Below are 24,512 nucleotides of genomic sequence, written 5' to 3' on the forward strand. Positions count from 1 at the left end.
CCCTCCGGCGCCTCTTTACTCTACTCTGCGACCACAGGATGCACGGTGCCTTCATAGACCGTGCCCCAGATCTTCACGTCTTTGATTTCCGTGGTGGGCACCTCATAGGGGTTGGCCTCCAGCACCACAAAATCCGCACGTTTGCCCGCGCGAATGGAGCCGAGATCATGTTCCCGCTTCATTACCCAAGCCGCGTCAATGGTGATGGCGCGCATCGCTTCATGCACCGTTAAAGCTTCAACCTGCGCATTCTGCATGCCGTTGATGGTGGTCCGGTTCACCGCTGCATCCGCCAGTACCAGCGGGCTGAGCGGTGCCATCGGATTGTCCGAGTGCAACGCCACCGTCACGTTCTGTCGGCGAGCGGCCCCCAGAGGCACCATGTACCGCGCAATGTCTTCCCCAAGCCAGTTTTGCGCATAAATATCCGCCAGAATGTACTGGTAATAAGGGTTGGCCGAAACAGCCATGCCAAGCGCACCCATCTGGCGCAGCTGCTCTTCATGGGCAAAGGCAAAATGCTCCAGCGTGGTGCGGTGGTCAAACCGCGGGGTTTCCGCCTGCGCCCGTTGCACGATGCCAATCAACGCCTCAGCCGACTTGTCGCCATTGGTATGGGCGTGGATCTGGAACCCCTGGTTCCAGAAGAAGCGCGCCCATTTTTCCGTCTCGCTGAGCGGCGCCATCCAGATGCCTTCGTGGCCGTCCTTGTAACCTGGGAAACCATATTGGCTGAGGCCGGAGAAGATTGCCCCGTCCATCATGATTTTGAAATGATCTTTGATCGCCACCAGATCGGTATTGCCTGCACGCCAGCCTTCGATCTCCGCCAACGCCTCTTCGGGTGTCTTCTTCCGTGCAAGAAAATCCGTGATCAACGGCGTCAGAACCAAACGGGTTGGCGGTTGGACACGCTCCGCAGTGCTACGGATCAGCGCGATCTCCCCCTCAGGGTCCCCAAAAATACCTGTGCCCATGTCCAGGGCAGAGGTCACACCGGCCTGATGCAGCATCTCATAGAAGTTCTCCATGCCCTTGCCATACCGGTCCGGCGCAAACAGGAAGGGCATCTTGGCGACAAGCACCTTGGCGCCGTTTTCCCAGAAGTGGCCGTCTTCCCAGCTTGCTTCCTCGGGATAGACCTGCGCATCCGCCTCGGTGATGCCAAGCAGGTCCAGCGCGGCGTCATTGCCGATCACCTCGTGAAAGCTGCGATGCCAGAGCATGACCGGCGTGTCGGGGAACAGCTCATTGAGCAGCGGACGTTTTACCTCCCCGTGCCACAGCTGGTGATAGCCCCAGGCGATGAACGGCACAGACGCATCGTGGTCAGAGGCCTCATGGGCCGCAACCAACTCTTTCAGGCGCGCCACATAATCGTCATGGGTCTTCGCGCCCGGAAAGTTACCGGTTGGCAAATGCCAATCATCCGGCGCCAAAAACGGAAACTGGGTCAGAACCGCCGGCAAAGACGGGTGAATGTGCGGGTCAATGAAACCTGGCATCAGCACTTTGTCGGCAAAGCGCTCATCCACCACAGCCCCGTGATTTTCGACGTAGTCGCTCAAGCTGTCCAGGCTACCTACCGAGACAATCCGCCCCTCTGCCACAGCCACCGCCGTCGCTTCGGGAATATTGGTCTCCATCGTGATGATTTTCTGCGCCGTGTAAATTGTCATGTCAGCGGCCTGAACCGCGGTTGACACAAGCAGAGCGCCCACGGCGCCAAGGGCAAATTTCAACATGCAACCACTCTTTCAAAAGGACTTCTGAGTTCACCTTAGAAGTGTGGCCCCACAAAACAACAGACTTTCGCGCACAAAAAAGCGCCGCCCATCACATAAATGGACGACGCTTCCCTCGCTCCAACCTAGGCTGGAAGGATAGTTTTTGACAGATTACTCGGCGGCCTCGATTTCGCCGTTGTTGATCTGCTCTTGTTCGATCGATTCAAACAGCGCTTTGAAGTTGCCTTCGCCAAAGCCGTCGTCACCCTTACGCTGGATGAACTCGAAGAAGATCGGGCCAATCACTGTTTTGGAGAAGATCTGCAGCAGAATTTTGGTCTCGCCGCCATCCACAACACCTTCACCGTCGATCAGGATGCCGTGCTTTTTCATGTGGTCGATGGGCTCGTCATGGCCAACCACACGCTCTTTGGACAGATCGTAGTAGGCGTCAGGGGGACCAGGCATGAACTTGATGCCTTTGTCAGCAATCTTGTCGGTGGAGGCATAGATGTCGTTGGTGCCAACCGCGATGTGCTGGATGCCTTCGCCGTTGTATTTCTTCAGATAAGCTACAATCTGACCGGTTTCGCCGCGGTCCTCGTTGATCGGGATGCGGATCTTGCCGCAAGGCGATGTCAGCGCGCGGGAGAACAGACCAGTGAACTTGCCTTCGATGTCGAAGAAACGGATTTCACGGAAGTTGAACAGATCACCGTAGAACTTGAACCACTTGTCCATGTTACCTTTGAACACGTTGTGGGTCAGGTGGTCGAGGTAGAAGAACCCGTCACCTTCCGGCTTGGAGGTCACCAGCCAGTCAAACTCTTCGTTGAAGGGCGAGGTGTCGTAATATTGGTCTGTGAAGTAGATCAGCGAACCGCCAATGCCTTTGATCGCAGGCCACGCCAGAGTTTTATCGTCTGCATCATAAGCTTCCGCGCCTTTGGACACCGCGTGCTCATAGGCTTTCTGTGCGTCCACAACGCGCCAGCCCATGGACGGAGCACAGGGGCCGTGCTCTTCCACAAAGCGGGAGGCAAAGCTGTTTGGCTCGTTGTTCAGGATGTAGGTCACATCGCCCTGCTGCCACAGCTCAATGGCTTTGGTCTTGTGGTTGGCGACGTGGGCATAGCCCATCTTGGTAAAGAGATCGCGCAGCTCCTGCGGCTCGGGATGGGCAAACTCGACAAACTCAAAGCCGTCGGTGCCAGCCGGGTTGAAATCGGAAATCTCGGCGCGTGGCGCATCATGTGGGAAAGGACCCATGTCGCGTCTCCTTTTGGGGATTCTTGGATGTTGATGTTCGCTGAGGCAAGAATACGCCGCCAATCATGCGGAAATGCCGCGAAGTGACGTGCAATTCCGACAAAATCCGCGTAGTCTACGCACAAAGTTTACCATTTACGCGAAAGATACGCAGATGCTGGACACCATCGACATGCGCCTGCTCTCCGCGCTTCAGAAAAATGCCCACCTCACCGCACAGGAGTTGGGCGAGATCCTCAACCTCTCGCCCAGTCAGGCGGGGCGACGACGGCAAAGACTGGAGGCGGATGGCTATATCGAGGGCTACAACGCCCGTTTGAGCCCACAAAAGCTGGGCCTGTCGGTGCAGGCCTTTATTCAGGTGCAACTGGGCACCCATGGGCCGGAGAACTCGCAAAGCTTTGCCACTTTGATCAGCACCCGTGCCGAAATTGTCAGCGCATGGACATTGACCGGGGATGCAGACTATCTGCTGCGCGCATATTGTGAGGATCTTAATGCGCTTAACCGCTTGATTCATGAGGTTTTGCTCCCACATGCGGCGGTAAGCCGTGTGCAAAGCCAGATTGTCATGGACCAACTCAAACGAGACGCCCCGCTGCCCACCTAAGCGCCGCGACAGAACAGGACACAGGACGTATGGAAGACGCCCTTTATACCGCCACTATTTTCCTGATCACCGCGGTGATCGCAGTGCCAATTTCCTCCCGCTTGGGGCTGGGGTCGGTGCTGGGATATTTGGCAGCCGGTATTTTGATTGGCCCCGTTTTGGGGCTGGTTGGCACACATGAGGCGGATGAACTGCTGCATTACGCTGAATTTGGCGTGGTGATGATGCTGTTCATCATTGGCTTGGAACTGGACCCGCGCGCGCTTTGGGCGATGAAAGACAAGCTCTTGGGGCTTGGCGGCTTGCAGATTGGCCTGACCACCGGTGCGGTGGCCACAGCCTGTATCTTCCTGGGCTTCTCCGTGAACGTGGCCATTGCCACTGGCCTGATCTTCGCTCTCAGTTCCACCGCGATTGTACTGCAAACACTGGCCGAAAAAGGTCTGATGCAAACCGGCGGTGGGCGTTCGACCTTCTCGGTTCTGCTGGCCCAAGACATTGCGGTGATCCCGATGCTCGCGCTGCTGCCCCTGCTGGCGATGCCAGAAGCGATGGAGATTGCCACCAGCGGCGCGATTGCCGAAGGCGGCCACACCGACGAACACGCCATGTCGCTGGTAGACGGGTTGCCCGGCTGGGGCGTGACGCTGGTGACGCTTGGCGCCGTGGGCTCCATTGTGCTTGGCGGTCTCTACCTGATGCGGCCGGTGTTCCGCTTCATACACGCTGCGCATTTGCCGGAGATGTACACCGCGCTGGCGCTGCTGATTGTGGTGGGCATTGCGCTGTTAATGGAGCTTGTGGGCCTCTCCCCTGCCCTTGGCACCTTCCTCGCGGGCGTGCTGCTTGCAAACTCTGAATTTCGTCACGAACTGGAAAGCGACATCGCGCCTTTCAAAGGCCTGCTGCTTGGGCTGTTCTTCATCACCGTAGGCGCGCAGATCGACTTCAATGTCTTTGCCCGCGCCCCCGGACAGATCATTGGCCTTACGCTGGGCCTGATCGCGATCAAAGCGCTGATCCTCTACCTGCTGGGCCGTGCCTTTGGCCTGCGAGACCGCAACCTCTGGCTCTTCACGCTCGGCCTGGCGCAGGCAGGTGAATTTGGCTTTGTTCTCATCACATTCTCGGAGCAGCAAAATGTGATCCCCGCCTGGGCGGCAGAGAAATACCTGCTGATCGTGGCGCTCACTATGCTGGTCACGCCGCTGCTGTTTATCCTGCACGATGTACTGTCCAAACGGATCGGAGATCGCGGCGACAAAAAAGACCAACACGAACATGATGAGGTGGATGAAACCGGGCCCGTGATCATCGCGGGGATTGGCCGCTTTGGTCAGATCGTGAACCGTCTGGTGCGTTCGTCCGGCTATCAGACCGTGGTTCTGGACAACGACATGAAGGCCATCGAGAACATGCGCTCTTTCGGCGTGAAAGGCTTCTTTGGCGATCCGACGCGCCCGGAAATCCTGCACGCCGCAGGCCTGCGCGAAGCGCGCGTGCTGGTGGTGGCGCTGGACAATATGGAGGCGTCACTCAAACTGGTCGCCTTTGCCCGCCGCGAGCGGCCCGACCTGCACATCATCGCCCGTGCGCGCGATCGCGGCAACGTGTATCGCCTCTACAAAGCGGGCGCAGATGACATTGTGCGGGAGATGTTTGACAGCTCGCTGCGCGCCGGTCGCTATGTTTTGGAAAACATTGGCCTCAGCGAATATGAGGCCGCACAGGCCGAACAGGCGTTTTACAAACACGACCGTTTTGCCATGCAGGAGTTGGCGCAGCTCTGGAGCGAAGACGTGCCGTTGTCCAAAAACGAGGCCTACAAAAAGCGCGCGCGGTCATTGGAGAAAGAGCTGCAGGATGTGCTGCTGGCCCAACTGGACAGCGACCCGGAGGAGCGCGCCTAGACGCGCTCCGATCCAATTGATTTAGCTGTCGGACACACCAGCTTCGGCAAAGGTCGCCATGCCAGAATGGCACGCCACACCGGCCTTCAGGATGTTGATTGCCACGGCGGCACCAGAGCCTTCACCCAAACGCATGTTGAGGCTCAGGATCGGCTCTTTGCCAAGCTGAGCCAACAAGGCGGGGTGTGCGCTTTCCGCGCTCACATGGCCAGCAATCACGTGATCCAATGCGTCATCCACCTCTTCGCCCAGGGTGGCAGCAGCGGCGGTTGCAATAAAGCCGTCCAGGATCACTGGAATGCGCAGCACGCGCGCGCGCGCCATGGCGCCCACCATACCGGCCAGCTCGCGCCCACCGAGGCAGCGCAGCGCCTCCAGACCTTTGGGTGTGTTGTTGGCCGCAACGCCTTCGCGCACCACACGCGCTTTGGTCGCCAGACCGGCTTCGTCCACGCCAGTGCCGCGACCCACCCACTCTTCCGCCTCGCCTGCATAAAGCGCATGCGCAATAGCGGCGGCGCTGGTGGTGTTGCCAATGCCCATCTCGCCAACCACAAGCAGGTCCGCGCCATCCTTCACCGCGTTCCAGCCTGCCTGAAGGGCCGTAACAACCTCCGCTTCGCTCATCGCCGGACCTTCGGTGAAGTCCGCAGTCGGCGTGTCCAGATCCAGCGCGATCACATCGAGGTCGGCCCCGGCGGCTTTACTCAACTGGTTGATCGCCGCGCCGCCATGTTGGAAGTTAAGAACCATCTGTGCTGTGACTTCGGCCGGGAAAGCCGACACGCCTTGCGCGGTCACGCCGTGGTTGCCTGCAAAGATGATCACCTGCGGCGCCTCAATGCTGGGACGCGGGTTGCCACGCCAGCCTGCATACCAAATCGCCATATCTTCCAGACTGCCCAGAGCGCCGGGTGGTTTGGTCAGTTGACCGTTGCGCGCCTCGGCCTCGCCCATGGCCTGCTGATCGACGCCGGGCGCCGCCGCCACAAGCTGTTGAAACTCTGCCAAAGAGGTGAATTCTGCGGACATTGGCCGGGCTCCTGTTGAATTTTTAACGTTAGCGCTGTTTACCTCATATCCAGCCCCCGGCAAGTGAGGAAAAAGACGCAGGTATGGCCAGTTCCGACACGTCACCGTTTCGCCCCCGCGACATCAACACCGCTTTGGCGCTTCTGACGCGCCTGCCGGTGAAGGCGGATTTCTCCCGTGGTGCGCGCGCCGCTTGGGCCTATTGCATCGCAGGTGCGGCTCTGGCGCTCCTCGCAGCCCTGCCCACCGCCGCGCTTCTGTTCATCGGTTTGCCACCGGTCTTGGCCGCCGTGGTCTGGCTCACCGCCATGATTGTGATGAGTGGCGCCATGCATGAAGATGGTCTGGCGGACACCGCAGATGGCTTCTGGGGTGGCTGGGATAAAGCCCGGCGACTGGAGATCATGCGCGACAGCCATATTGGCGCTTACGGTGTCATAGCCCTGTGCCTGTCCATTGCCGCTCGCTGGGGCGCGATTGCCATCCTGCTGGAAGCGGACGTTTGGCTGTTTGGCCTTCTGGCCGTGGCGATGCTGTCGCGCGCCAATATGACTTTGGTGATGGCCGCCTTGCCCCATGCCCGCAGCGACGGGTTGAGCCACTCGCAGGGCCGCGCGCCTCGCACAGGCGCGCTCACCGGCTTTGCCCTGGCCGGTGTGACCGCCTTTGGCTGTGTCGGTGTGCCCGGCGTGATCCTCGCGGGTGTGGCCTTTGTCATGGCGGCGCTGTGTTCCGCCACGGCACGTGTGAAAATTGGCGGTCAGACCGGCGATGTTTTGGGCGCAACCCAGCAAATCACCGAAATCACCCTGCTCTTCACCCTCGTGGTCCTGGCGCAGTATTTTTAAGCGCCATCCGTCTCGATACAGATTGTGGCGCCGCAGTGCTTGCAATGCACGGCGTCGGGATCGTGGCGCAGCAGACCGCAGCTTTCACACTTGTGGCGCACTTTCTGCGGCTTGATGATCGCCTGCGCCAATTGCACAAACAGCGCCACGCCGCCCACCATCACGCAGATCGAAAACAGCTTGCCGCCAGGACTGTCCAAGGTGATGTCGCCATAGCCTGTGGTCGTGAGTGTCGCCACTGTGAAATACATCGCGTCAATAAAAGGCGTGGCTGTGGCCTCTTTGTCGATAAAAAACACCAGCGACGACGCCGAGGTCACCATGACAAACACAAACAAGTTGATGGTCGCAATCACCGCATCCTCATGGGTGCGGAACCAGCGGCTGTCTCGTCGCAGATCATAAAGCAGATGGTAGGAGTGGATCAGGCGAAGGCCGCGGAGTACCCGCAGAAAGGCCAGATCACCCGGCAGCCACGGATCAATGAACAGCGAGCCGATCACAACCACATCGGCAATCGTGTAAATCCGTGTGAGGAAAAACCGCCGGTCCTCCGCCACCCACCAGCGGGCAACCAAGTCGAGGAAGATAATCACCCCGGTCAAACGGCTGGCAAGGATCAGGCCCGGGCCGTAGGGCACATGGGCTGTGGCAATGAAAAACAGGATGGTGACAAAGTCGAAGATGATCAGCGCATAGCGGAACTTCACCGCGCCCGGCGTGTGATCCGTGTAGAGCCGTTCCACCGTTTCCTTGAGGTTTTCCATATGTCGCCTCTCTCCTTAGAGGCAGTAAACGCCAACACAGAGAGCCGCGCAACGGTTTGATTGCGCACAAAAAAGGGACCGCAGCCCGAGGCGCGATCCCTTCTAAGGTCGTAAAGTACGCTTATGCGGCGCGGGACACCAGCACGTCGTCCACTTTCTTGGCAGCCGCAGCTTCGTCACCATCAGCCACAGCAGCCACTTCGCGGGTCAGACGCTCCAGCGCGGCTTCGTACAGCTGACGCTCGGAGTAGCTCTGTTCACGCTGATCGTCGGTGCGGTGCAGGTCGCGCACAACCTCGGCAATCGCGATCAGATCACCGGAGTTGATCTTCTGCTCATATTCCTGCGCACGGCGGGACCACATGGCGCGTTTGACCTTGGCTTTACCCTTCAGGGTCTTCATCGCCTGGTCAATCACGTCCGGGCTGCTCAGACACCGCATGCCAATCTCAGTGGCTTTGTTGGTTGGCACCCGCAGGGTCATCTTGTCTTTTTCAAACGAGATCACAAAAAGCTCCAGCTGCATCCCCGCAACTTCCTGCTCTTCGATGGAAATGATTTGCCCAACGCCATGTGCCGGATAGACAACGTATTCGTTCGGGCTGAACTCGTTCTTCTTGGATTTGCTCATGCAGTACTTCCTTTGTGAGCCCCCATCCTGCCAGACAAAAATTGCGCTCGGGAAAGGGTGTTTCCCGATGCGGAATGTCCTCTGGTAGAAAAAGCCACCCTCAGCAAATGCGGGGATGGCTCTCAGGCAGTTATGTCCTCTGTAACAGCAATATAACACAAAAAACGCCCCCTTGAAAGCGCGACAGACTTTCACAGGCATTTTGTGTTTATCAATCAGCCCCTTAGGGCTGAGATATGCAGCTTGGACAGCACTCTTGTCCCTTTTTCAGACCGAATCGGCCTGCACCGGTAGCTTACCCGCCTTCGCCCGGTGCTTCGGAGAAATATTTCTCCATTTTGCCGCTTTCACCGTCACGCTCTTCGGCTTCGGGCAGCGGGTCTTTCTTGGTGATGATGACCGGCCACAGCTCGGAGTACTTCCGGTTGAACTCGACCCACTTCTCCATGTCTGGCTCGGTGTCCGGACGGATCGCATCCGCAGGACATTCCGGCTCACACACACCACAGTCAATGCATTCGTCCGGGTGGATCACAAGGAAGTTTTCGCCCTCGTAGAAACAGTCCACCGGGCATACTTCGACACAGTCGGTGTATTTGCAGGCAACGCAGTTCTCGGTAACGACGTAGGTCATGGCTCAGTCTTTCACATCAGCTTTGACGAACTGCCTAAAACAGCGCGGCTCAATCTTCAAGCGGGGAAGACTTCATAAGATCGAGATTGCGGCGATCACGCTTGGTCGGACGCCCTTTTCCGTCGGAGCCGGGGCTACGCGGAACAGGTTTCTCCTCAGGCGTCAAATCTTCATATAATGTTTGGGCTTCCGGCGCTGGACCACGTCGTTCGCCAAGCGCCAAGACCTTGATAACCCGCACACGTTTGGCCTGTGGAAAGGTCAAAACGTCACCAATTGTCACACCATGGCTGGCTTTGGCAATTTTCTGTCCGTTGACGCGAAGATGCCCGCCGGTGATGACTTTGGCCGACAGGCTACGGGTCTTGAAGAACCGCGCCTGCCAAAGCCATTTGTCAGCCCGAAGTTTGGGGGACGGAGCGCTCACGCGCTCAGTCCTTGCCTTTCAGCCCCATAAGCGCTGCGGCAAATGGGTTGTCCGGGTCAATCGCCTTCTCCTTTTTCGGAGGACGGGCCTGGAACTGTTTGGGGCCGTTGTCACGACGTGGGCCACCTTTGCCTTTCGGCTTGCCACCCTTGCCGCGCGGCTTGTCGCCCTGACGGTCGTTGCGACGCTGGCCCTGGCCACCGCCACGACGCTGCTGGTTGCGGTTGCCACCCTGACGGCCGGCCCATGTGAAGGTATAGAACACTTCCACTTCCGGCTCGGCAGCCTCTTCGGCTGGTGCGGCCTCCGCAGGCGTTTCGGCTTCAGCAGCTACTGGTGTCGCTTCGGTTTCCGCAGGTGCCTCTTCCGCCGCAGGTGCGTCAGTCGCTTCCGCAGGTGTTTCAGCAGCCGCTTCTTCAGCTGGAGCCGCTTCTGGCGCGGCTTTCACCTTCGCGCGCTCGCCTTTTTCCGCTGCATAGCCAAGGCCCTGCATCAGATCGGCAAACTGCTCCAGCGTCATGCCGGTGATCGACAGCATATCCGCTTTGGCTTCAAAGCCACCACGGCTGTCTTCGCTGCGCAGCATATCTGCCAGACGTTCCAGCATGTCGATGCGGATCGCCCGCTCGCCTGCCGCACGGTAGCCGGACATGGCGTAGTAGCCACGTGGCGCGTCTTTGACGGTTGGCACAGTCACCAAACCGGGGGGCGGCGACTCAGGGAAGTCCTGTAGCCCTTGCGCCAACGACCACAGCACCAGACGTAAACGGGTTGGGGCTGGTTTCAGAAGCAGAGGCATAAAGATGGTGAACTGACCAAAGCGGATGCCGTGCTTGCGCAGCGTGCCGCGCGCGTCCTGATCCAGCTCTTTCACTTCGGTGGCCACATCGCCCCGCGGAATGATGCCGAGGTTCTCAACCATGCGGAAGGCAAAGCCGCGCGCCAGACCGGTCAGTTCTTCATCTTTGCTCAGGTTCAGCAGAGGCTCAAACAGGGCCGCGATCTTGCGGTCGATGAAGTGCTGCAGACGACGTTCCACCTTTTGGGCCACATCGGCACCGGCTTCTTCGTCGACAAACACGTCGATCATCGGCTTCAGAGGTTCCGCGCCAGCAACCAATTTGCCAACCGCGTGCTCGCCCCACATGAGGCCACCCTGTTCGGTAAAGTCGATTTCCGTATCCGGCGCGTTGTAAAACCGATCCGCGCGCAGATGGAACTGCGGTGCCAGTGCCTGCAAGCTCGCTGATTTCAGCGTCTTGGCTTCCTGACCGCTGGCTTCTTTGTCCGCAATAAAACGGAATCCTTCAAGACGACCGACGAATTCGCCCTCGACGGTCACCTCACCTTTATCATTCACTTCGGCCAAAAGGGCCTCCTTCTGCTTGAGCCGGCGCATCAAAACGGATGTGCGCCGATCCACAAATCTTTGGGTTAGACGCTCATGCAGAGCATCTGATAGGCGATCTTCTACCGCGCGGGTTTCCCCACGCCAATGGTTTTCGTCACTTACCCAGTTTTTACGTTGTGCGACATATGTCCACGTCCGGATAAACGCCAGACGTTTCGACAATGTGTCAATGTCGCCATCGGCGCGATCCAGCCGTTTCACCTGCCGCGCCAGCCAATCATCCGGCACTTTGCCTTTTTCGTGCAGGAAGCCAAAAATATTCTCAATCAGCTGCGCGTGTTCCGCATGGCTGATGCCGCGAAAATCCGGAATGCGGCACACATCCCACAGCAACTGCACCGAACGCCCGTCACTGGCCCGCGCCATGACTTCCGCTTCACGCGACACGGTTTTCAGCGCGCGCAGATCGTCCGCCTCCCGCGCTTTGATCAGCAGCTCATCATCCGAGCCCATTTCCAAGGATTTGATAAGCGCATCCACAGTGCCAAATTGCAGCGCCGCATTGCGCCAGTTCAGCTTGCGTACCGGCGTGAAGCGATGCTCCATGATCGCCTCAGCCACGCCCTCATCCAGCGGCGGCGCTTCGCCGGTCACCCCAAAGGTGCCGTGGCTCATGCCCCGCCCGGCTCGGCCCGCGATCTGCGCCAGTTCATTGGGTGCCAAAGGCCGCATGCGCCGCCCGTCAAACTTGGTGGTGGAGGCAAAAGCCACGTGATCAATGTCGAGGTTCAACCCCATACCAATGGCATCAGTTGCCACGAGATAATCCACGTCGCCATTCTGATAGAGCTCCACCTGGGCATTGCGCGTGCGCGGACTCAACGCCCCCATCACCACCGCCGCGCCGCCTTTTTGACGGCGGATCAGTTCGGCAATGGCGTAAACATTGTCGACCGAAAACCCAACAATAGCCGAGCGCGGCTGCATCCGACTGATCTTGCGACTGCCCGAGTAGCTTAGCGTCGACATCCGCTCACGCCGCATGAACTGGGCCTCGGGGACCAGCTCGGCAATGGTGCCGCGCATGGTGTCGCTGCCCAAAAACAGTGTCTCATGCGTGCCGCGCATCCGCAGCAAGCGGTCGGTAAACACATGCCCCCGCTCGGGATCGGCACAAAGTTGGATCTCGTCAATCGCAACAAAATCCGCACCAAGTCCTTCGGGCATCGCCTCCACCGTGGCCACCCAATACTGCGCCCGCGGCGGTACAATACGCTCTTCGCCGGTGACCAAAGCCACAACAGACGGCCCCCGCGCTGCAACGATGCGGTCATAAACCTCACGCGCCAACAGCCGCAACGGCAGGCCAATCACCCCTGTGCGATAGCCCAGCATCCGCTCAATGGCGTAATGGGTTTTGCCTGTGTTGGTGGGGCCCAACACCGCCGTGATTTGCCGCTGTCCGGCCATCTGTCTGCCCCGTCTGGCTTAGTATTTGTCGCTTAGAGCTCTTGCCCACGCACCAGCGGCGCGAGTCGCTCCAAGGCTTCTGTTAGGCCCGCCTGATGGGGATGTATAGCCTCGACCTGTTGATAGGCCTCATAGGCATCTTTGGGTTTGCCCATCTCATCGAGCATCACCGCGAGGCCCATGATGGCGTCAAAATGCGTTGGGTTCAGGGCAATCACCTGCTCCAGATCACTCAACGCCGGTCCATAGAGATCCAGCGCATAATAGGCCCGCGCGCGCTCCGCCCAGCCTTGGGCAAACTCCGGCGCATGATCGACCAGCGCCGTGGCGTGTTCCACCGCCACGTCCATCTCAGATATGTCGATGGCCTTGCGGGTGCGACGCAGCAGATAATCCGCCGTCGCTGAGCCGGACGCATCCCACAAATGCCGGATCTGCCCCGCCACCTGTTCGGCGCGCGCCGGTTCCGCCGCTCGCAGCTCTGCCATCAGGCGCGGCAACTCATCGCCGAGGTCCGTCCCAACCGCGTCACTTTCCTGAGAAATCGCAACCGGCGATTGAAATACCGTGACACAGAGCACAAATGCCGCAACGGTAGGTTTGAGAAGATGTCGTAAGTTGACCATAACGTAAATCAGTGTAGCCCGTGCCTGTCTGATTCCCAAGATGTGCACAAGAATTTGAAGGATCAAGAAGATGAGCGATATCATTTCCTCCGCCGTAGAGGCCCTGACCGCAAAACTGGGTGGCGAAAGCTTTGACGGCTCTGCCAAATTTGCCATCGAAGGCGAAGGCGCGATCATCATCGACGCGGACGGCGTGCGCGCTGGCGACGACGACGCAGATGTGACCATGACCGCAGATGTCGACACCTTCCAGGCGATTCTCGAAGGCGAGTTGAACCCAACAGCGGCCTTCATGTCCGGCAAGCTCACCATCGACGGCGATATGGGCGCGGCGATGAAACTGGGCGGCGTACTGGCCTAATGTCCCTGCAAAGCGCACCGTTCCATCACGACGTCGCCGAGGGCCCGGAGGCAAACGCTTACTGGGTCACAGCGGATGATGGGGTGCGCCTGCGCTTTGCTCACTGGCCTTTGGACACCGAACAAGGTCCTGCAAAAGGCACTGTGCTGCTGTTTCCCGGCCGCACAGAATATGTCGAAAAATACGGCCGTGCCGCCGCAGATTTTGCGGCGCGCGGCTACGCGATGATTGCCATCGACTGGCGCGGCCAGGGATTGGCAGACCGCATGGTCGACCCACGCTATGTGGGTTATGTTGAGACCTTCGACGATTTCCAAAGGGATGTGGCCGCAGTGTTGGCCGCCCTGTCGGAGCTCGACCTGCCGCAACCCTGGCATCTGCTGGGCCACTCTATGGGGGGCTGCATCGGCCTGCGCGCCCTGCACGAAGGCCTGCCGGTTAAATCCGCCTCCTTTTCCGCCCCAATGTGGGGCATTGGCCTCGCGCCGTATCTGCGCGCGGCCGCCTGGGTTGTTGGCGCCGTCAGCAAACCTTTGGGACTGCACGGTCGTCTCGCACCTTCCACCTCGCCGGTCACCCTGGTGCTCGACAAACCATTTGACGACAACACCCTGACCAAGGATCCTGACATGTACGCCTACATGCAGCGTCAGATGACCGGTCAGCCCGATCTCGCGCTGGCCGGGCCTGCGATCAACTGGGTCTATGAAGCGCTGAAAGAAAGTCGCCGCCTACGCGCACGCCCTTCGCCAGACATCCCTTGCCTGACGTTCTTGGGCACGGACGAGCGCATTGTGAACACTGGTGATGTGCACAAACGCATGGCGCGCTGGCCCAAGGGCACCCTCGACCTCATCCAGGACGGCGAACACGAAGTACTGATGGAAGTGCCGGAAACGCGCAATCACATCTTTGACGCCTGCGCCGCCTTCTACGGTAGGCACAACGTCTAGCTTTCTCATTCGATAAATATCTCGGGGAGTGTGAGGGGCTAGCCCCTCACGTCCCTCCTTTGGCCGACATTACCCGTCGCGCATCACCCGCTGACGCTGTTTGCCCAGCCCCGCGATGCTCAACTCCATCACGTCCCCCGCTTGCAAATAGCGCGGCGGCTTGAATCCCATACCCACACCGGGCGGCGTGCCGGTGGCAATCACATCGCCAGGATGCAAGGTCATCATTTCGCTGAGATACGAAATAATCTCCGCCACCCCAAACACCATCGACGCGGTCGAGCCGGTCTGCACCCGCTCCCCATTCAGATCCAGCGTCAACGCAAGATCCTGCACATCACCCACCTCCTCCGGCGTCACCAGCCACGGCCCCAGCGGTCCAAAGCTGTCGCAGCTTTTGCCTTTGGTCCATTGCCCGCCACGCTCGATCTGCAAACTGCGCTCGGACACATCATTGGCGATGGTGTAACCCGCCACATGGCGCAATGCGTCTTCTTTGGAAACATATTTTGCCGCCTTGCCAATCACCACGGCCAGCTCCACCTCCCAGTCGCCTTTCTCCGACCTGCGCGGCAAGATCACCGGATCGTCCGGGCCCACAATGGCGCTGGTGGCTTTCATGAACAGAATGGGCTCTTTGGGAATGTCCATGCCCGCTTCTTCGGCGTGGTCGGAATAATTCAGGCCAATGCACAGGTATTTGCCCACCTGCCCCACCGGCGCGCCCAGTCGCAGGTCCCCTTCCGCCAAGGGCAGGCTTTCCGGGTCGACCTCCGGCAGGTCCGCCAACACGTCGCCAGCCAAATCTGCCACCACGCCGGACAAATCCCGCACCTGTCCTGCTTTGTCCAACACGCCGGGCTTCTCCGCCCCACGTTCGCCATACCGCACAAACCGCATCTCAATCCTCCGTCTTTGACTTGCCACCATGCTCCCGCGCTGCGCAAAGGAGTGCAACCCCCTCTTGAACCTCCCGCCCCGCTCTGCCTATCTGATCCCCAACAGATTTCTGAACAAAGGCCGCTTCCATGCTGAACCTTCCCTTCCCCGCCCCTGAACTTCTGCGCGATGCAAACGCCTCCTCCGGCGCAAATGAGTTTGGCGACCTGCCCGAGTGGGACCTGAGCGACCTGTATACAGGTGACGACGCACCAGAACTGACCGCTGATCTGGAGTGGCTTGAAGGCGAATGTGCCGCCTTTGCCGCCGATTACGAAGGCAAGTTGGCCGATCTGTCTGCAGCCGACCTGCTGACCTGTGTGCAGCGCAACGAAAAGATCAGCCAGACCTCCGGCCGCATCATGTCCTACGCCGGCCTGCGCTATTACCAGCTGACCACCGACGCCGAGCGCGCGCAGTTCATGGCCAACATGCAGGAAAAGCTGACCAATTTCTCCACGCCGCTGGTGTTCTTCACGCTGGAACTCAACCGCATCGAAGACGACAAGCTCTCCGCTGCCTTTGCAGAAAACGCAGAGCTTGCCCGTTACGAGCCGGTCTTTCGCCGCATCCGCGCAATGAAACCGCACCAGCTGTCTGACGAGCTGGAGAAGTTCCTGCACGATCTTGGCGTGGTCGGCGACGCCTGGGAGCGCCTGTTTGACGAAACCATCGCGGGCCTGACCTTCAACGTGAACGGCGAAGAGCTCAACATCGAAGGCACGCTGAATTTCCTGACCGACCCGGACCGCGAAAAACGCGAAGCGGCGGCGCGGGAATTGGCCGAAGTCTTTGCCGAAAACATCAAAATCTTCGCCCGTGTGCACAACACCGCTGCCAAGGAAAAAGAGGTCATCGACCGCTGGCGCAACATGCCGACCGCACAGACCGGCCGTCACCTGTCCAACGATGTGGAACCTGAAGTGGTTGAGGCCCTGCGCGACGCGGTTGTGGCCGCCTACCCCAAACTCAGCCACCGCTACTACGAGTTGAAGCGCAAATGGCTCGGTCTGGACGTGATGCAGGTTTGGGACCGCAACGCCCCCCTACCGATGGAAGACCCCACCACCGTGGATTGGGACACCGCGCAGAAAACCGTGATGGACGCCTACAACGCGTTTGACCCGCGCATGGGCGAACTGGCCGAACCATTCTTCACCAAAGGCTGGATCGACGCAGGTGTGAAACCCGGCAAAGCCCCCGGCGCCTTTGCGCACCCCACCGTGACCAACGTGCACCCCTATGTGATGCTCAACTACCTTGGCAAACCCCGCGATGTGATGACCTTGGCGCATGAACTGGGTCACGGCGTGCACCAGGTGCTGGCGGCAGAGCAAGGCGAGATGCTGTCTTCCACCCCGCTGACACTGGCTGAAACCGCGTCTGTGTTTGGCGAAATGCTCACCTTCCGCGCCATGCTGGACAAGGCCGAAACCCAGGAGCAGCGCAAAATCCTGTTGGCCGGCAAGGTGGAGGACATGATCAACACCGTGGTGCGCCAGATCGCGTTCTACGACTTTGAATGCAAACTGCACGCCGCCCGTCGCGAAAGCGAACTGACGCCGGAGGACATCAACGCCCTGTGGATGTCGGTGCAGGCCGAAAGCCTTGGCGAAGCGTTTGAGTACATGGACGGTTACGAGACCTTCTGGGCCTACATCCCGCACTTCGTGCATTCGCCGTTCTACGTCTACGCCTACGCCTTTGGCGACGGTCTCGTAAACGCGCTTTATGCGGTTTATGCCGAGGGCGATGAAGGCTTTGAGGACAAATACTTCGAGATGCTCAAGGCGGGCGGCTCCAAGCACCACTCCGAACTGCTTGCGCCCTTTGGTCTGGACGCCTCCGATCCAAAGTTCTGGGACAAAGGCCTAAGCATGATTTCGTCGATGATCGACGAGCTTGAGGCGATGGAGTGACGAAGTCACTCGTTAAACGCTACCAGGAAGGAGAGCACGAACAAGTTTGGCGCGAGCTGGACTTTGCTCTCCTTCCAATCAAAGAACAGTTTGAACTCGGATTTGGAGCTCATCCCAGTCAGGAAGAAACCCACGAAGTCATCACACTGACCTTTGAAAGAGTGGCGCGAAACGTGGACCGGCTGGTGACGCGCCTGCGCGACATTGGTTACCAATTTGCCTGCGAGGCAGAGGCGAAATCCCCGCATCCCCCGCGCAGGCCTGCGCTCGCAGCTGCAAAACTGGCCCGCGCCAACTCTCTGGAGCGATTTGACGACCTTGAAGTAACTGGCAGTGGCCCCTTTCCCATTGCCCTCTCACTGTTTGCGGAGCTGGTTGGCAGCGTCGACCTTCGGCAGCATGTGACCGACGATCAGCTCGACGAGCCCTCGGATCCTATTCTGAAAACACTGGGTGATTGGGACCCTCTGGAAGTTGATTTTGACTTTCTGCAATACGAGATCGGCGAGGAAGAAGCCGAGCTTCATCCGCTGCCGGAAGGTGGCCTTGCCTTGCAACCCGCCTTCGCTGGCAGCTTTGAACACAAAGCCAACATCAGCGGCGCATGGAACCCCAACCTACGACTCCCGAGTTATCGCGTGGATCCAATGGTGTTTGCTGAAGGCATCGCGCTTCCCTTCACGACATATCTGCGTAAAACTTTCGCAAGAGGCGGATTTTTCGGGACGCCGCGTCCCTTTTTTCGAGCCAGAAGTTTTGGTGATAGATCGGCCTATTACCTGAGCGAAAATAAGTGGCCCAAGTTGAAGGAAGTTGAACCGGGTATCTTCCTGCCCGAACACACATCGTTCGCCAAACTCGCGCAAGATCTGGAAGCATTTTGAGCGGGTGATCTCGGAATTGGGAGCACTCTCGGGCCGAAGAGCGCTCCCAACAAGCGGGTCGTGACGACCGAGCAGAATCGCGCCGTCGTCACAGTGTGCTTGTCTAGGCCGCCGCCGAAGCCTTGCCCCAGCTTTTGATGTGCTCTTCGACAGTGGACAGGGTGACGCCAAAGGTCTCCTCAACGTGTCGCGTATCTATGCACATGTCGTCATCCCCCATTTTGGCCAAAGCACCATACATGTCGGTCAGCATGTGCCCCATGCCCGGATTGCCAAAGGCTTCCGCCACCTGCGCCCCCAGTTCTTCCGGGGTTTGCGGCGCAAAGGACACCGGACGATCCACCCAGCCAGACAGCAATTCCGCCAATTGCCCACCCGTCAGCGGCGCGGGCGTGCCAATTTCAAAATGCTGCCCCGCCAAATCGGGACGGGTCAACGCCGCCACCGCCACACGCGCTTGGTCAAAATGCGAGGTCCAGGTGACCTTCAGTGTCTCCGGCAGCGGCGGATAGGCCAGAACGCCTTCGGATTTCAGCTGTGGGGTCAGGAAACCCGGCAGAAGGTTTTCCAGATAGATGGTGGGCTGCAAGACAATGGAAGGAATGCCGCTGTTCAAAACGCCCATCATGCCGCCCGTCATGCCATCAATCATCGTAGAAGACGGGTATCGGTCACCGGCTGTCCCGCCAGTTGTAAACACCAGCAGCGGCAAGCCAACTTGATGCGCCGCGGTAAAAAACGCGGTCATCCATGTCTGTGGATCCTCCGGATTGGTGGGTGCTGGCAGGTGCAGGAAGGCGGCATCCACACCGTCCAGAGCACGGGCAATGGCGTCGACATCATCCAAAGTGGCTGCAAAGGCCTGTGCAGCGCCATGCATCTCGGAAATCTTGGCAACATCACGCGCAACCGCACGGACAGTCAATCCTTTGGCAAGTGCTTCCTGCACAACAGGGGCACCTTGCGCGCCGGTGGCGCCAAAAATTGCAACGGTCTGGTTCATAGTGGTTCTCCATGGTATGGTGGTTACTGTTGAGAACCACACTTAGGAGACTTGGATTGACGGCAAAAGGAGGCACTAATTCATTGGATAGGCACACAGAAGTAACCGCCTCTGACATTCAGGCGATGAATGACGGTGTCGATGAATGGGTGGCAAATGAATTCAGTGGCACCTGTCCGGTGCGCGATGTACTGGATCGTGTTGGCGACAAATGGAGCGTGCTGATTGTGCTGCGTCTGGGGCGCGGGCCGGAACGGTTCCGTGCGCTTCTCCGGGCCGTCGATGGCATTTCGCAACGCATGTTGACGGTCACTCTGCGAGGATTGGAACGCGACGGCCTTGTGCATCGCGAAGTTTTTGACACCCGCCCGCCTTCGGTGGAGTACAGCCTGACCCCTTTGGGACAGTCTCTGCTGGTCCACATCACCGGCCTTGCGAATTGGGCACTGGAGCACGAAGCAGACATCCAGCAGGCGCAAAAATCCTACACACAAAAACAGGGGTGAGTGGGCTAACCGTGCCCGCCACTTGTCATTTAAAGTGAAGGGGACCATGTCATTTACCACTCAGGGGTGAAGAGCGAAGGATTTTCCATGGCCGAGATCAAGACCAACAGCGCGCGAATTCAGCGCGTCCGCCGCATCATCATCGCTTACCCCTTTGCGCTGATTGTGGCGGCCCTCCTGCTCAACTGGCTGCTCGGCGTCTCGCCCGCTGTCCCGGCCTTGCCGACCAAACCCGTTCTGATCGCCCTCACCGTCAGCGCTATAATGTTGCTGGCCAACCATGTCTGGCTGATGACCAGCACCGAACTCACCCGCCTCAAATTTGGCCTACAGGCCACGCCGGAAGAATGGGCCAAAGCAGGCAAAGTGGAAACCGAGGCCGACCCGATTGGTACGCGGGAAGTGAAGCGCCACCATGACGCCCATAACAATGCATCCGAGAACACGCTCCACTTCGCAATCCTTGCTCCGGCGATGATGTTGATCTCGCCCACAGAAAGCCTGGCGTTCATCTGGATGATTGGATTTGCTCTGGGCCGCCTTGGCCATGCCTACGCCTACCTGAGTGGCAAAGACGGTCTGCGCGGTATTTTTATGAGTCTCAGTCTGGTGTCGCTGTTTGGCATGGCCAGCTACTTGGCACTGGCCTTGGTGCACTAGGCCTCAAAACACCCCCATCGCCAGTCCGGCACCCAGCACGGTCCCCAATTCAGCACAGCGCACCAATTCCGCAGCGCCAATCGCCTTATTCGCCAAAGTCGCTATTTTGGTTTGTGGGTCCACAGACTCTCAATTGCGTCTGTGCATCCCGATGGCATCCAAAGGTGTCACTCTTCTTCAGAAACTTCATCGCATCACGAAACAAGTATTGCGGGAAACATCTCTTTGCTTCACTTTCCCCAAAGTCTATTGGAAAGTCTGCATTTATGTTACCCATTCTTCGCATTTTACCCCTTACGTTTGGCCTCGCTGCACCGCTTCACGCGCAATCCCTAGTAGGTGATTGGACCTGCACAGAAAACGCGCCGGACGGCACATCACACTCAACCGTTCGGATGACAGACGACGGCAAAAGCTATTGGACAGTGCGTTTTGATGTGCAGGAAGAAGGCACAACAATTGTTGGGGATATCGTGACGAATGGCACCTATAAACTGAAGGGGACCAAAATCTGGGACAAGCCCCAAAAGATCAAAATCAACTCCCTGACGATGGATGGAATAGACATCTCCAAAGGTCCAATTGCTTGGCTCGTCAAGAAGGAGTTGAAAAAGGCCAGCAAGACGCCAAGCGAAATTGTGTCCCTGACCAAATCCAATCTGGTGGTACGAACCGAAGGCGTAGACACAAAATGCAAGCGCGTTGGTAGCCCACCGAGCTCATAAGGCCTCAAAACACCCCCATCGCCAGCCCGGCACCCAGCGCAGCGCCCAGCACTGTACAGCGCTCCAAATCGGCGGAACCAATCACCTTCTCCGCCAAAATCTCTTCTTCCGTCTGTGCAAAAGTACAGACAATCATCGGTGGCTGCACTTCCTTCAATCGCCACCCCGTCGCAATCCGCGCCAACTGCCGCGCCGCGCCGTCACCGTCAGACCCGGCACAGATCATCTGCGCGTAGGGCCGCCCCTCGATCTGCCCCAGCACCGGATAATAACATCGGTCAAAAAACTCCTTCATCGCACCGGACAGCGCGGCGAGGTTTTCCGGCGCGCAAAACAGATAGCCGTCCGCCGCCAAAAGATCCTCGGGCATGGCCTCTTCCGCCCGCAACAGCCGCGCCTCTCCCTCGGCCTGCGCCGCCGCAAAAGCCGCCTCTGCCATTTGCCGACTGCCCCCTGTGCGGGAGTGATAGACAATCAAAACCTGCGCCATGTCCGCCCCTTGGTCGTTGGATCACCGCCACCATAGCCGCGCGCCGGCCCCCGAAACAATCACACTCAACGATTGAAGCACGCCACCTCCTGCTCTACGCTTTGCAGGACCAGTCTCTGCGTGTTTTGTGCGCCTGTTGTCCCATACCTGTTGCCCCATAGGAGACCCGATATGAAAACCCTGTTTGCCGCCGCAGCCCTTGCCCTCTGCACCGCGCCTTTGGCCTCGGCCCAGTCCATTGTCGGCACCTGGACCTGCGTGCGATCCACCGCAGACAACGACGCCGTGTCCAACGTGACCTTCACGGACTCAGGCCGCCTGGACGCCCTGGTGAACATCGACTTCCTCGGACTGGGCCAAGAGGTCAACGCGCAGGCGCGCTATCGGTCCGACTATCAACTGGTCAACAACACGCTCAGCGACACGCCGGTCTCTGCCTACGTCAGCAAACTCACCATCGACGGGCAAGACGCCCGGCGCAGCGAGCACGCCGAAAGCCTGCGCCAAGCCCTATTGGAAAACAGCGATGCCAGCGCCAAGGTGACCTTCACCTCGGACCGCTACATGATCCTGTCTGCGGACACAGCGCCGATCAACTGCGTCCGCATGTAAACCCGCGCCTTACTTCAGCAGATCCCCGACAATACCCACGGCATCCACCACGGTGGACAGGTCATCGGTCACCTCTAGGATTTCATCATCCACGCGGATGTAGCGGTTACCTTTGCCCGGGGCCTTCAGGTTCCATTTGTCCAGATCGCCGATATCGTCCCATTTCAGATCGGTTGGCAGTTTCGCACCACGCGTGTAGCGCTTGATCTGTCCCGGCGGGATCACCTTGCCATTGCCCTTGCCCGGTTTGTCGATCTTCACCTTGTTGCCTTTACCTTGCCCCCCTTTGTCCTTGGCCAGGGCCATATCGGCGGCAAACAGGCTCACGGACACCGCAAAGGCCGCTGTCAAAACATGCTTCAAAATCATCCTATGTCCTCTCAACAGGCTCTAATGCCAAGAACACTCTCACGATTGACCCCAATCTCAAAGCCCGACCTCTAGCCCACGCAAAAAACCGCTCTCGCCACGTCAACCTTTGACAAACACGCCGCGGCTCCTAGGCTGCGACCAAGCACACGCATTGGGGGAGAGCACATGCGCACGTTGGGGAAATGGCTGGGACGCCTGTTGTTGGTTGTTGTGGTGGCGGTGGCTGCTTTTCTGATCCTTGCGCCGGGCCACGTGGAAAAATCGCGCAACACCGTAAAGGACCACGCGCCTTATGAGGTCAGCGACGCCGCGAAAGACCTGCACGCCAGCCTCACCGTGGGCGACTGGCACGCCGACACCTTGCTGTGGAAGCGCGACCCGCTGGAGCTCGCCAATCGCGGTCAGGTCGACCTGCCCCGCCTGATCGAAGGCAACGTGGCCGTGCAAGTCTTCACCGCCGTGACCAAATCCCCTGCAGGCCAGAACTACGACAGCAACTCCGCTGATGCGCGCGACAACATCACACTTCTGGCCGTAGGCCAGATGTGGCCGCCCCGCACCTGGGACAGCATCTTTGAGCGCGCAGTGTATCAGGCCGAACGTCTGCATGACGCGGAGGCCCGCTCTGACGGTCAGTTGCGCATCGTGCGCACCAAAGCCGAACTCGACGCCGTACTGGCCGACCGCGCCGCGGGCAAAACCGTGGTTGCGGGCATGTTGGGCATCGAAGGCGCCCACCCGCTGGAAGGCAACCTCGACAACCTGCAAAAACTGCAAGACGTAGGCTACCGCGTGATTGGCCTACAGCACTTCTTTGACAACGCACTGGGCGGCTCGCTGCATGGCATTGGCAACAAAGGCCTGACGGATTTTGGCCGCGAAGTGGTGAAAGCCGTGGAAGACCGCAATCTGGTGATCGACGTGGCCCATTCCAGCCCACAGGTGGCGCGCGAGGTGATCGAGATGACCGATATGCCGATGATCGTCAGCCACACCGGCATCTACGGCAACTGTCCGGTCAAACGGAACTATGAAGACGCGCTGATGCAGACCATTGTGCAAAACGGCATGGACCAGGGCGGCGGCGTGGTGGGCATCGGCTATTGGGCGGATGTAACCTGTGACGACAGCCCGGCGGGTGTGGCCAAAACCGTGAAAGCGGCGGTGGACCTGTTGGGCGAAAACCACGTGTCGCTGGGCTCGGATTTTGACGGCTCCGTTGGCACGGCGTTTGACACGTCAGAACTGGCCGCCCTGACACAAGCGCTGATGGACGCGGGATTGAGCGAGATGCAAATCCGTAAGGTTATGGGCGAGAACATGCTGCGGGTGCTACGGGCGCGGTTGGATTAACTTTTCCAAAAAGAGAAGTTCCCGAACGTTCATTTGGGAGCTTGTGCGGTGTTTACACACGCTTCATGCTGGTGAACTCCTTAGTCAGAATTCCGCCAACCGCTCTTCCATCAACGACGCCAACCTCTTGCCCGACCGATGAACCCACTCTGGTTCATAGTTCCTGATGGTGATCCAAAAAAACGGTCCAGCCGGCCAATAAGTCACATCCAAACACCCCTTCGCCTTGAGGTCTTCTTTGAAATGCCAATGCCGGTTGTTAGGGTACTTTTTGCGGCTCAATGTGGTGATGTGTGACATGGTCAACCCCAGCGCCGAAGCCGCATCTATCAAAGCTTCCTCCATGGCGTCCAAGTTCAACTCACCTGTGACTTCAACTTGAATGTTGCGAGATTTATCCGTGTCTTTGATTGTCCGTCTGGGCATACCGCGT

Annotated in this window: 26 protein-coding genes; 12 read left to right on the forward strand and 14 right to left on the reverse strand. The window is 58.8% G+C overall.

All coding sequences use genetic code 11. The features are described from left to right. Positions 1 to 20: 20 nt before the first annotated feature. Together SIB92_RS06725 and hppD are read right to left on the reverse strand one after the other, a co-directional pair. On the reverse strand, positions 21 to 1,745 hold the full coding sequence (locus tag SIB92_RS06725) for an amidohydrolase (protein WP_412555067.1): 1,725 nt from the start codon (positions 1,743 to 1,745) through the stop codon (positions 21 to 23). Between the two features lie 153 nt (positions 1,746 to 1,898). Further along, positions 1,899 to 2,996 carry a 4-hydroxyphenylpyruvate dioxygenase gene (hppD, locus tag SIB92_RS06730; protein ID WP_412555068.1) on the reverse strand — a complete coding sequence of 366 codons (1,098 nt, stop codon included), beginning with the start codon at positions 2,994 to 2,996 and terminating at the stop codon, positions 1,899 to 1,901. Positions 2,997 to 3,150: 154 nt separating this feature from the next. On the opposite strand from hppD, the gene SIB92_RS06735 reads away from it, so the two are divergent. Next, positions 3,151 to 3,606, forward strand: coding sequence for an Lrp/AsnC family transcriptional regulator (locus SIB92_RS06735; RefSeq protein WP_295175524.1), 456 nt, complete (start codon positions 3,151 to 3,153; stop codon positions 3,604 to 3,606). Positions 3,607 to 3,635: 29 nt separating this feature from the next. Next, on the forward strand, positions 3,636 to 5,516 hold the full coding sequence (locus SIB92_RS06740; RefSeq protein WP_412555069.1) for a cation:proton antiporter: 1,881 nt from the start codon (positions 3,636 to 3,638) through the stop codon (positions 5,514 to 5,516). 21 nt (positions 5,517 to 5,537) lie between these two features. On the opposite strand, the gene cobT is transcribed toward SIB92_RS06740, so the two are convergent. Then, positions 5,538 to 6,548, reverse strand: coding sequence for a nicotinate-nucleotide--dimethylbenzimidazole phosphoribosyltransferase (cobT, locus tag SIB92_RS06745; RefSeq protein WP_412555070.1), 1,011 nt, complete (start codon positions 6,546 to 6,548; stop codon positions 5,538 to 5,540). Between the two features lie 83 nt (positions 6,549 to 6,631). Between cobT and cobS the strand changes: the two genes are divergently transcribed. Further along, on the forward strand, positions 6,632 to 7,396 hold the full coding sequence (cobS, locus tag SIB92_RS06750) for an adenosylcobinamide-GDP ribazoletransferase (RefSeq protein WP_412555071.1): 765 nt from the start codon (positions 6,632 to 6,634) through the stop codon (positions 7,394 to 7,396). Here cobS and SIB92_RS06755 read toward each other — a convergent pair. From SIB92_RS06755 to SIB92_RS06780, 6 genes are all read right to left on the reverse strand, one after another. Beyond that, on the reverse strand, positions 7,393 to 8,163 hold the full coding sequence (locus SIB92_RS06755; RefSeq protein ID WP_412555072.1) for a potassium channel family protein: 771 nt from the start codon (positions 8,161 to 8,163) through the stop codon (positions 7,393 to 7,395). The genes cobS and SIB92_RS06755 overlap by 4 nt on opposite strands. 121 nt (positions 8,164 to 8,284) lie before the next feature. Then, positions 8,285 to 8,794, reverse strand: coding sequence for a CarD family transcriptional regulator (locus tag SIB92_RS06760; protein ID WP_295175534.1), 510 nt, complete (start codon positions 8,792 to 8,794; stop codon positions 8,285 to 8,287). Between the two features lie 295 nt (positions 8,795 to 9,089). Next, the gene (gene fdxA / locus SIB92_RS06765) at positions 9,090 to 9,428 is read right to left on the reverse strand and encodes a ferredoxin FdxA (protein WP_295175535.1); all 339 of its coding nucleotides are present in this window, start codon (positions 9,426 to 9,428) and stop codon (positions 9,090 to 9,092) included. Positions 9,429 to 9,477: 49 nt separating this feature from the next. Next, positions 9,478 to 9,855, reverse strand: a complete 378-nt coding sequence (locus SIB92_RS06770; RefSeq protein WP_412555073.1) for an RNA-binding S4 domain-containing protein — start codon at positions 9,853 to 9,855, stop codon at positions 9,478 to 9,480. A gap of 4 nt (positions 9,856 to 9,859) precedes the next feature. Next, a complete protein-coding gene (locus tag SIB92_RS06775; RefSeq protein WP_412555074.1) occupies positions 9,860 to 12,676 on the reverse strand; it encodes a helicase-related protein in 2,817 nt (938 codons plus the stop codon). Positions 12,677 to 12,708: 32 nt separating this feature from the next. Then, entirely contained in the window at positions 12,709 to 13,302 is a 594-nt protein-coding gene (locus SIB92_RS06780) for a tetratricopeptide repeat protein (protein WP_412555075.1), read from the reverse strand. 70 nt (positions 13,303 to 13,372) lie between these two features. On the opposite strand from SIB92_RS06780, the gene SIB92_RS06785 reads away from it, so the two are divergent. Together SIB92_RS06785 and SIB92_RS06790 are read left to right on the forward strand one after the other, a co-directional pair. After that, positions 13,373 to 13,663 carry an SCP2 sterol-binding domain-containing protein gene (locus SIB92_RS06785; RefSeq protein ID WP_294114272.1) on the forward strand — a complete coding sequence of 97 codons (291 nt, stop codon included), beginning with the start codon at positions 13,373 to 13,375 and terminating at the stop codon, positions 13,661 to 13,663. Further along, positions 13,663 to 14,616 carry an alpha/beta hydrolase gene (locus tag SIB92_RS06790; RefSeq protein WP_412555076.1) on the forward strand — a complete coding sequence of 318 codons (954 nt, stop codon included), beginning with the start codon at positions 13,663 to 13,665 and terminating at the stop codon, positions 14,614 to 14,616. Before SIB92_RS06785 ends, SIB92_RS06790 begins: the two co-directional genes overlap by 1 nt. Before the next feature lie 69 nt (positions 14,617 to 14,685). Here the strand turns inward: SIB92_RS06790 and SIB92_RS06795 are convergent, their stop codons facing one another. Then, on the reverse strand, positions 14,686 to 15,516 hold the full coding sequence (locus SIB92_RS06795) for a fumarylacetoacetate hydrolase family protein (protein ID WP_412555077.1): 831 nt from the start codon (positions 15,514 to 15,516) through the stop codon (positions 14,686 to 14,688). Between the two features lie 128 nt (positions 15,517 to 15,644). Between SIB92_RS06795 and SIB92_RS06800 the strand changes: the two genes are divergently transcribed. Next, positions 15,645 to 17,474, forward strand: a complete 1,830-nt coding sequence (locus SIB92_RS06800) for a M3 family oligoendopeptidase (protein WP_412555078.1) — start codon at positions 15,645 to 15,647, stop codon at positions 17,472 to 17,474. Then, the gene (locus SIB92_RS06805; RefSeq protein ID WP_412555079.1) at positions 17,471 to 18,358 is read left to right on the forward strand and encodes a hypothetical protein; all 888 of its coding nucleotides are present in this window, start codon (positions 17,471 to 17,473) and stop codon (positions 18,356 to 18,358) included. Before SIB92_RS06800 ends, SIB92_RS06805 begins: the two co-directional genes overlap by 4 nt. Positions 18,359 to 18,461: 103 nt before the next feature. On the opposite strand, the gene SIB92_RS06810 is transcribed toward SIB92_RS06805, so the two are convergent. Continuing rightward, positions 18,462 to 19,361, reverse strand: a complete 900-nt coding sequence (locus SIB92_RS06810; RefSeq protein ID WP_412555080.1) for an SDR family oxidoreductase — start codon at positions 19,359 to 19,361, stop codon at positions 18,462 to 18,464. 83 nt (positions 19,362 to 19,444) lie between these two features. Between SIB92_RS06810 and SIB92_RS06815 the strand changes: the two genes are divergently transcribed. The 3 genes from SIB92_RS06815 to SIB92_RS06825 all read left to right on the forward strand — a co-directional run bounded on the left by SIB92_RS06815 (position 19,445) and on the right by SIB92_RS06825 (position 21,252). Continuing rightward, a complete protein-coding gene (locus SIB92_RS06815) occupies positions 19,445 to 19,867 on the forward strand; it encodes a winged helix-turn-helix transcriptional regulator (RefSeq protein WP_412555081.1) in 423 nt (140 codons plus the stop codon). A gap of 87 nt (positions 19,868 to 19,954) precedes the next feature. Then, positions 19,955 to 20,527, forward strand: a complete 573-nt coding sequence (locus tag SIB92_RS06820; protein WP_412555082.1) for an MAPEG family protein — start codon at positions 19,955 to 19,957, stop codon at positions 20,525 to 20,527. Positions 20,528 to 20,922: 395 nt separating this feature from the next. After that, entirely contained in the window at positions 20,923 to 21,252 is a 330-nt protein-coding gene (locus tag SIB92_RS06825; RefSeq protein WP_412555083.1) for a hypothetical protein, read from the forward strand. 4 nt (positions 21,253 to 21,256) lie between these two features. Here SIB92_RS06825 and SIB92_RS06830 read toward each other — a convergent pair whose 3' ends face one another. Continuing rightward, positions 21,257 to 21,742: a flavodoxin family protein gene (locus SIB92_RS06830; RefSeq protein ID WP_412555084.1), complete on the reverse strand. Its 486-nt coding sequence runs from the start codon at positions 21,740 to 21,742 to the stop codon at positions 21,257 to 21,259. Positions 21,743 to 21,913: 171 nt separating this feature from the next. Between SIB92_RS06830 and SIB92_RS06835 the strand changes: the two genes are divergently transcribed. After that, positions 21,914 to 22,354 carry a hypothetical protein gene (locus SIB92_RS06835; protein WP_412555085.1) on the forward strand — a complete coding sequence of 147 codons (441 nt, stop codon included), beginning with the start codon at positions 21,914 to 21,916 and terminating at the stop codon, positions 22,352 to 22,354. A gap of 9 nt (positions 22,355 to 22,363) precedes the next feature. On the opposite strand, the gene SIB92_RS06840 is transcribed toward SIB92_RS06835, so the two are convergent. Beyond that, entirely contained in the window at positions 22,364 to 22,723 is a 360-nt protein-coding gene (locus SIB92_RS06840) for a hypothetical protein (RefSeq protein WP_412555086.1), read from the reverse strand. A gap of 168 nt (positions 22,724 to 22,891) precedes the next feature. Between SIB92_RS06840 and SIB92_RS06845 the strand changes: the two genes are divergently transcribed. Continuing rightward, entirely contained in the window at positions 22,892 to 24,079 is a 1,188-nt protein-coding gene (locus SIB92_RS06845) for a dipeptidase (protein ID WP_412555087.1), read from the forward strand. Between the two features lie 84 nt (positions 24,080 to 24,163). On the opposite strand, the gene SIB92_RS06850 is transcribed toward SIB92_RS06845, so the two are convergent. Then, entirely contained in the window at positions 24,164 to 24,505 is a 342-nt protein-coding gene (locus tag SIB92_RS06850) for a hypothetical protein (RefSeq protein WP_412555088.1), read from the reverse strand. Positions 24,506 to 24,512 lie beyond the last annotated feature (7 nt).

The sequence above is a fragment of the Shimia sp. MIT1388 genome (assembly GCF_047124445.1).
Lineage (GTDB): Bacteria > Pseudomonadota > Alphaproteobacteria > Rhodobacterales > Rhodobacteraceae > Shimia.

Bases quoted from the DNA above. Each gene is read 5' to 3' on its own strand.
- SIB92_RS06725 (WP_412555067.1), bottom strand. From the start codon at position 1,745: ATGTTGAAATTTGCCCTTGGCGCCGTGGGCGCTCTGCTTGTGTCAACC.
- hppD (WP_412555068.1), bottom strand. From the start codon at position 2,996: ATGGGTCCTTTCCCACATGATGCGCCACGCGCCGAGATTTCCGATTTC.
- SIB92_RS06735 (WP_295175524.1), top strand. From the start codon at position 3,151: ATGCTGGACACCATCGACATGCGCCTGCTCTCCGCGCTTCAGAAAAAT.
- SIB92_RS06740 (WP_412555069.1), top strand. From the start codon at position 3,636: ATGGAAGACGCCCTTTATACCGCCACTATTTTCCTGATCACCGCGGTG.
- cobT (WP_412555070.1), bottom strand. From the start codon at position 6,548: ATGTCCGCAGAATTCACCTCTTTGGCAGAGTTTCAACAGCTTGTGGCG.
- cobS (WP_412555071.1), top strand. From the start codon at position 6,632: ATGGCCAGTTCCGACACGTCACCGTTTCGCCCCCGCGACATCAACACC.
- SIB92_RS06755 (WP_412555072.1), bottom strand. From the start codon at position 8,163: ATGGAAAACCTCAAGGAAACGGTGGAACGGCTCTACACGGATCACACG.
- SIB92_RS06760 (WP_295175534.1), bottom strand. From the start codon at position 8,794: ATGAGCAAATCCAAGAAGAACGAGTTCAGCCCGAACGAATACGTTGTC.
- fdxA (WP_295175535.1), bottom strand. From the start codon at position 9,428: ATGACCTACGTCGTTACCGAGAACTGCGTTGCCTGCAAATACACCGAC.
- SIB92_RS06775 (WP_412555074.1), bottom strand. From the start codon at position 12,676: ATGGCCGGACAGCGGCAAATCACGGCGGTGTTGGGCCCCACCAACACA.
- SIB92_RS06780 (WP_412555075.1), bottom strand. From the start codon at position 13,302: ATGGTCAACTTACGACATCTTCTCAAACCTACCGTTGCGGCATTTGTG.
- SIB92_RS06785 (WP_294114272.1), top strand. From the start codon at position 13,373: ATGAGCGATATCATTTCCTCCGCCGTAGAGGCCCTGACCGCAAAACTG.
- SIB92_RS06790 (WP_412555076.1), top strand. From the start codon at position 13,663: ATGTCCCTGCAAAGCGCACCGTTCCATCACGACGTCGCCGAGGGCCCG.
- SIB92_RS06795 (WP_412555077.1), bottom strand. From the start codon at position 15,516: ATGCGGTTTGTGCGGTATGGCGAACGTGGGGCGGAGAAGCCCGGCGTG.
- SIB92_RS06800 (WP_412555078.1), top strand. From the start codon at position 15,645: ATGCTGAACCTTCCCTTCCCCGCCCCTGAACTTCTGCGCGATGCAAAC.
- SIB92_RS06810 (WP_412555080.1), bottom strand. From the start codon at position 19,361: ATGAACCAGACCGTTGCAATTTTTGGCGCCACCGGCGCGCAAGGTGCC.
- SIB92_RS06820 (WP_412555082.1), top strand. From the start codon at position 19,955: ATGGCCGAGATCAAGACCAACAGCGCGCGAATTCAGCGCGTCCGCCGC.
- SIB92_RS06825 (WP_412555083.1), top strand. From the start codon at position 20,923: ATGACAGACGACGGCAAAAGCTATTGGACAGTGCGTTTTGATGTGCAG.
- SIB92_RS06830 (WP_412555084.1), bottom strand. From the start codon at position 21,742: ATGGCGCAGGTTTTGATTGTCTATCACTCCCGCACAGGGGGCAGTCGG.
- SIB92_RS06835 (WP_412555085.1), top strand. From the start codon at position 21,914: ATGAAAACCCTGTTTGCCGCCGCAGCCCTTGCCCTCTGCACCGCGCCT.
- SIB92_RS06840 (WP_412555086.1), bottom strand. From the start codon at position 22,723: ATGATTTTGAAGCATGTTTTGACAGCGGCCTTTGCGGTGTCCGTGAGC.
- SIB92_RS06845 (WP_412555087.1), top strand. From the start codon at position 22,892: ATGCGCACGTTGGGGAAATGGCTGGGACGCCTGTTGTTGGTTGTTGTG.
- SIB92_RS06850 (WP_412555088.1), bottom strand. From the start codon at position 24,505: ATGCCCAGACGGACAATCAAAGACACGGATAAATCTCGCAACATTCAA.